This window comes from Bacteroidia bacterium (assembly GCA_025056095.1).
Classification (GTDB): Bacteria; Bacteroidota; Bacteroidia; order JANWVE01; family JANWVE01; genus JANWVE01.
In genome coordinates this window covers 1-6,321 of record JANWVW010000165.1, presented here as the reverse complement: position 1 = coordinate 6,321, position 6,321 = coordinate 1, and the positions used below count along the sequence as shown (strand labels likewise).

General features: G+C 35.2%; 6 protein-coding genes. 5 read left to right on the top strand and 1 reads right to left on the bottom strand.

What is annotated here, in order from left to right:
* Nucleotides 1-139: 139 nt before the first annotated feature.
* The 4 genes from ftsY (at nucleotide 140) to NZ519_10785 (ending at nucleotide 5,170) form a co-directional block, all read left to right on the top strand.
* Nucleotides 140-1,147, top strand: coding sequence for a signal recognition particle-docking protein FtsY (gene ftsY, locus NZ519_10800; protein ID MCS7029238.1), 1,008 nt, complete (start codon nucleotides 140-142; stop codon nucleotides 1,145-1,147).
* Between the two features lie 87 nt (nucleotides 1,148-1,234).
* Nucleotides 1,235-2,860 (top strand): tetratricopeptide repeat protein, encoded by a 1,626-nt coding sequence (locus NZ519_10795; GenBank protein MCS7029237.1) that lies wholly within the window; start codon nucleotides 1,235-1,237, stop codon nucleotides 2,858-2,860.
* 104 nt (nucleotides 2,861-2,964) lie between these two features.
* Entirely contained in the window at nucleotides 2,965-3,414 is a 450-nt protein-coding gene (locus NZ519_10790) for a BatD family protein (protein MCS7029236.1), read from the top strand.
* Between the two features lie 151 nt (nucleotides 3,415-3,565).
* Nucleotides 3,566-5,170 carry a hypothetical protein gene (locus NZ519_10785; protein ID MCS7029235.1) on the top strand — a complete coding sequence of 535 codons (1,605 nt, stop codon included), beginning with the start codon at nucleotides 3,566-3,568 and terminating at the stop codon, nucleotides 5,168-5,170.
* A 38-nt stretch (nucleotides 5,171-5,208) separates the two neighbouring features.
* On the opposite strand, the gene NZ519_10780 is transcribed toward NZ519_10785, so the two are convergent.
* Complete coding sequence (locus NZ519_10780; protein ID MCS7029234.1) at nucleotides 5,209-5,355, bottom strand: hypothetical protein; 147 nt, start codon at nucleotides 5,353-5,355, stop codon at nucleotides 5,209-5,211.
* Between the two features lie 171 nt (nucleotides 5,356-5,526).
* On the opposite strand from NZ519_10780, the gene NZ519_10775 reads away from it, so the two are divergent.
* Complete coding sequence (locus tag NZ519_10775; GenBank protein MCS7029233.1) at nucleotides 5,527-6,228, top strand: retroviral-like aspartic protease family protein; 702 nt, start codon at nucleotides 5,527-5,529, stop codon at nucleotides 6,226-6,228.
* Nucleotides 6,229-6,321 lie beyond the last annotated feature (93 nt).

Here is a 6,321-nt window from a genome sequence, read left to right as displayed (position 1 = left end):
TAGCGTAGCCCGTAGCACGCCGACCTTGCCCACACCAGCGCAAGCGAAGTGTGGGCAAGGGCACGCCCAAAAAAATAGTTAAAAGTTGAGTATATTTAATTTTATTCTCAAATTTGCAAGTCTTACAGGCGCTTAAATTATGGGGCTATTTGATATTTTCAAGAAAAAAAGCAAAGAAGAAATTCAAAAAGAACAAGAAACTCAGCTTGAAGAAGGACTAAGTAAAACAAAACAAGGTTTTTTTAGCAAAATTAGCCGTGCAATTATAGGCAAAAGCACTATAGATGACGAAGTTTTAGATAACTTAGAAGAGATATTAGTATCCAGTGATGTAGGCGTGGAAACTACCCTCAAAATTATTCAACGCATACAAAACCGAGTAAAACGCGATAAATACCTCAACGCCGCCGAACTTAACACTATTCTCAAAGAAGAAATTGCATCTCTAATGATGGAAAACAAAACCGAAGATGTACATGATTTTGTCATCCCTGAACATGTCAAAAAACCTTATATCATCTTGGTAGTAGGTGTAAACGGCGTAGGAAAAACCACTACTATTGGCAAACTTGCTTTACAGTTCAAACTCAATGGACATAGCGTACTTTTAGGCGCAGGAGATACTTTTAGGGCAGCAGCAGTGGATCAGCTCAAAATTTGGGCAGAGCGTGTAGAAGTTCCTATCGTAGATTTAGGGATGCATGTAGAACCTTCCACAGTTGCATATAAAACCGTTGAAAAAGGACTAGAAATGGGTGTAGATGTGATCATTATTGATACAGCAGGTCGTTTGCAAACTAAAAAAGGACTTATGGATGAATTAGCTAAAATTCGCCGTACTATTCAAAAATTTGCAGACAGGATTCAACCTGAAATTCCCCAAGAAGTACTTTTAGTTTTAGATGCAAGTACGGGACAAAACGCTATTCAACAAGCTGCTGCTTTTACCGAAGCCACCCAAGTTTCTGCCATAGCATTGACAAAATTAGATGGCACCGCAAAAGGCGGAATTGTTATTGGTATAAGCGACCAGTTCAAAATTCCTGTCAAGTACATAGGAGTAGGAGAAAAACCCACAGACCTGCAAGTATTTAACCGTAAAAAGTTTGTAGAAGCACTGTTCAAAGACTCGGAGATTATTAAATGAGTTTGTTAAAGAGCAAGTCAGCCAAAATAAATCAATCTTAATGTTTTTACCTACTTTGTATGACCTTTTTTGATTAAATTTGCAAACATGGTTGAAATAAAAAAAGGAGCAGCATTGATTTGCATTGCCATTTGTAGTCTTTGCAATGGAATAGCACAATCTATAGACGAAGCCATCTCTCTATGGCATGCCCATAAATACAACTCTGCTGCTAAGCTGTTTAAGAAAATTATTGAAAATAACCCTAGTAACGCAGAAGCGTATTATTTCTTAGGAGAAATGTATTTAGAGTGCGAAAAATTAGATTCAGCCCGTTTATGTTTTGCCACAGGTACAGAAAAAGTACCCAGCAGTACTTGGAATTACATTGGATTAGCCAAAGTAAATGCAGAAGGCAACAATCTAGCAGAAGCTCGTAAAAATACAGACAAAGCTTTAAGCTTGACTAATCAAAAGGATGTAAAGGTACTAAATGAGTGCGCAGAAGTATATATTCACCATACTGCAAAAGATGCCAAATACGCACTTACCTTGATAGAACAATCCCTTAAATTAGATCCTAAAAATGTATATACCTACATTCTCAAAGGCGACGCTTATAGAGTTCTAAACGATGGCACAAACGCCTTAAAAGCATACGATGACGCAGAAATGAATGATAAAAGCCCTACTAAAAAAGGACATTATCACGTTCATAAGGGGCGACTTTACAAACAAGGTAAAAGCTTTGATGCTGCAGAAAGTGCGTATCTAAAAGCAATAGAGATTGCACCTAACAATGCTGTTGCGTATAAAGAACTTGGGGATTTGTACTATCAAGCCCGTAAATACAATAAGTCCAAAGAGTATTATGACAAGTATCTTTCTATCGCAGAACCTACTATGGATTTCTACAAGCAGTATGCCCGCTTAATGTACCTTATGAAAGACTTTGAAAACTTAAAGAAAATTACTACCATTGCAAACAGCATAGATAATACGGTTTTTTTAATTAACCGCTTAGCAGGATATGCAGCTTACGAGCTTAAAGAATATGAAGCAGGTGAAAAATATCTTGCCCAAATGTTCAAAGTTAAAAAGCCGAATGATACTTTATTAGCATCAGACTATGAGTACTACGGCAGATGTTTATCTAAACAAAAAAAGGACTCATTAGCAATTGAAGCCTATAAAAAAGCCCTAGAAATTGACCCTAAAAAGCAAGAACTTCATGGTGATATGGCACTTTCATATTTTTTTATGAAAAAGTATAAAGAAGCAATTGTAGAATATGAAGAGAAGTTTAAGCATTTTAAACCTACTGTAAATGACTATATCTATTTAGGCAGATGCTACTACTTTGAAAAGATGTACACAAAAGCTGATTCTGCATACATGAAAGTAATGGAGCTTGCCCCTTCTTCTCCCCAAGGACCTTTGTGGCGCGCATATTGTAATAGCTTGATAGAACAGGAACTAAATAAAGACATTAAGGATCCTAAACAAAGAAAGTGGTTAGCTAAACCTTTTTATGAACAGTTTATAAGTATGCCTGAATCCACTAAAGATATCTACAAAAAAGACAATGCGAATGCATATTCTTATCTCGGTTATTACTACTTACAACACGATGATAATAAGAAAGCCATAGAAATGTACCAAAAAGCGCTAGAGTTTGACCCAAATAACAAAGAAGTAAAAGATGCGGTTGAACAGCTACGAAAAAAAGGATAGAAACTTTATTTTCAGCTAAGCAGTTTTATGTACTATCAAAATTCCCGCTTTGTGTATTGTCCATTTTCGTAAATTTGCATAAATAAGGAGGTGCTATGAAATTTGTGAAGTTCTGGCTTATTGTATGCGGATTAGTACCTTATTTCTTGTTCGGTCAGTCAATCAGTATTGATATTAACAAAACAGAGCTTTCTACAGATGAACCGCTCATAATTACAATTACAGTCAAAAATATGTCAGGGTACATTCCTACGCCCGAATTCCCTGAGATCGAAAACTTTGTATCTGGGGGCATATCTACTACCATGAATAGTACATTCATCAACGGAAAAGGAACCACAGAAACTAAGTTCATGAAACACTATTACCCCCAAAAAGAAGGCAAGTATACTATCAAACCGTTTACAGTTGAAATTAACGGTATAAAAGTTACATCAGAAAAATATCAACTAAATGTGAAAAAAGGAATGTATCCTCCTCGCCAACCATACAGACCTAAAACTCCGCAAGAAATAGAAAAAGAAAGAGAAATTCAAAAAGGCAAATGGATATAGTATCCTAAATAACTGGCGGTTTAGTGCAGAATCTGGCACAACCGCTTTTTTGTAAGTTAAGACTTGATGTAAATTTTACTACAAAGGTTAAGTAAAACTTGCACAAATGAGTAACTAAATAGCAAGCAACAGATTTTTCTAAATTTGTACAATGAACTTATCAAAACTTTTGATAAAGCTAAAAATAGATAAAGTATTACTTTACAAATTAGGTATTTGTATTACCACCTTGCTGGCTGTATTCTTCTATTTAGATTTTGATGAAATATACCATCTTCCTCCTCAATCCACACACCATTGGCGGCAATCAGATGGATTTTCAATGGCATTGAACTACTACCAATTTAACCTATCTTTATTTAAGCCCGAAATGCATAATATACTAGGGGGTAATGGGCGTGCCGTAGGTGAATTTCCAATTCTGTACTATATTACAGGACAACTATTTAGAGTATTCGGTGTGTCTTACGCGGTTTTTAGAATAGTCCACTTTTTACCTCTTGTGCTCTCTTTGCTATATGTTGCTTACTTTTTACTCAAAAAAGTCAATATGCCTTTGATAACTGTATTGAGCATAGTGATGTTACTTTTTGCTTGCCCTTTAATTTCATACTATGGACTAAATTACTTACCGAATGTACCCAGCTTAGGCTTCTTTTTTATAGGATGCAGTATGCTTTTGGATTATCTTTTTTTTGACAACTCATCTAAAAAAGTACCTTCTAAACTGATATGGTCATCTGTATTTGTTTGTTTGAGCGCTTTACTAAAGCCTACCACAGTAACCTCTTACTGTGCTTTCATAGGAATAGTCTTCTTGAGTTGGTTATTTCCAAGATTTGCTCCTTACATACGGCAAGAAAAGAAAATACCTATTCTATTGTCTTTTTTAGTAATCTTAGCGGTGAGTGTTTTATGGTTCTATTATGCGGCTTACTATAAGAAAATAAACAATGCCACCTACTTTTTAATTGATATACTACCCTACTGGAAGATAAAAAACCAAGAACTATTAAAATTCATAAACGAAAGACTTCAAACGTTGTGGTTACCTGCTATTGCTCATAAGTATATTATTAGATTATCAATTATGTTAGCGGTGTTTTTAGTAATTATCAGCTTGATAAAAAGGCACTACTCTATTCTGGTGTTCTTTATATCAGGTTTGCTTTTAGATACTTTAGTTTTTTACTTATGGTACGAAGCTTATGCCGATCATGATTATTATTTAATCAACTTTTACGGTTTTGCTTTTGTTGTTTTTATACTATCGTTGTACTATTTAAATAGCTATCAACTTGTTAATATATATGTGCCAAAAATCAAAAATGCTATTTACTTTTTCATATTAGTGTTGGTAACAATCGGTTTAACTCAATCTAAAAAGATTTTAGAAGAGAGGTACGCGCCTAACTCACCATGGAAGGAAAATTTCAACACACATTTTTATGAACCTGAACTTAAAGCATATATAAAATCCATAGGTTTAACTCCAAAAACTAAAGTAGTATCTATTCCCGATTTATCAGTTAATAGTACTTTATGTTTGCTAAACTTAAAGGGAATTACTCAGTTATATTATGGCTATCAGTGGTCTCATGACTTATCCAGCTTGTCTAGTACAGCTAAACAATTAGGAATAAAATACTTAGTTGTTTGTAGTCCTGAATGGACAGTGAGAGAAGATTTCAAAGCAATTAAGCTAAAACCTATTGGAGCATATAAGTCTATTAGTTTTTATGAGTTCATAGACTAAAAGTCCAATTGTTTTGAAAGAAAGTAGTTTTGCATGTTTTATGATGAAAAAAAGCGTGAGGCATGCGAAGGGCGTGCGTCAGCACGGTGCGTAGCGAAGCGTAGCACCGAAGCGGTAGCGTAGTCCGAAGCACGCCGACCTTGTGGGCATGAGCGCAAGCGAAACGCCCACAAGGACACGCCCAAAAAACATAAGTATCATAAAAATAAGTTGAATTTCTCAAAAAATTTTAAATTTGTATTGGATATAGATGCAGCCAAAGTACTAATTTCTAATTTACTTATGCAAAGTGCGTGAGGGCTACTTAGTATAATGTAACCTAAATGTAATATGCTTATTTTAGCTACAAAGAGTATATGAAAACAAAACTGAAATTTCTGTTACTGTTTATCTTTGCTTTATACATATCTTGTAATAGAAATAGCAACCTTTGGGAAAAAAATTTAGTTGCTATGTGCGAAGATAAACGCATCACCCGCAGTGAATTTGAAGATTTTAGAGAGTCATTCAAAAGATATCGCTACTACTCCCCTGAAAACTGGTGTTCAGGTAGGGGTAAGATAGATAGTACTGCCTTTGTAGCCTACCTGCGAGATAAAGAAGGATGTATAATTGAATGGGATGCCCCAAATAACCCTACCTCATCCGATCGCCTTGATAAAAAGGAATATACAGAGATCCCTATGAAAAAAGAGGGAGGGGTATATATAGTACCAGTCAAGATAAATGACATAGGATTGAACTTTATTTTTGATACAGGTGCAAGCATAATATCTATTTCTAAGTTAGAGTTTGCTATTCTAGTCAAAAATCATACAATTAGTGAAGATGACATTTTAGGATACACATACGTAAAGGATGCAACAGGAAATGTCTCGAAAGTGCTAAAGTTAAACCTAAAAAAAGTACAAATAGGAGATAAGGTATTGGAAAACGTAGAAGCTGTCATTGAACCTAACCCTAAAGCCGATTTACTTTTAGGTCAGGCGGCTTTATCTCGTTTTGGCAGGGTAGAAATTGACTACAATAAACAAATAATTAGATTGTACGATAATTAGTTGAGTTTAATAGCTTATTTTATTTTTTTGGGCGTGCCCCTTGCTGACGCAAGGGTCGGGGCATTCCGCACTGCGCTTCGCTTCGGTACTTCG

Bases quoted from the DNA above. Each gene is read 5' to 3' on its own strand.
- NZ519_10795 (MCS7029237.1), top strand. From the start codon at position 1,235: ATGGTTGAAATAAAAAAAGGAGCAGCATTGATTTGCATTGCCATTTGT.
- NZ519_10775 (MCS7029233.1), top strand. From the start codon at position 5,527: ATGAAAACAAAACTGAAATTTCTGTTACTGTTTATCTTTGCTTTATAC.
- ftsY (MCS7029238.1), top strand. From the start codon at position 140: ATGGGGCTATTTGATATTTTCAAGAAAAAAAGCAAAGAAGAAATTCAA.
- NZ519_10785 (MCS7029235.1), top strand. From the start codon at position 3,566: ATGAACTTATCAAAACTTTTGATAAAGCTAAAAATAGATAAAGTATTA.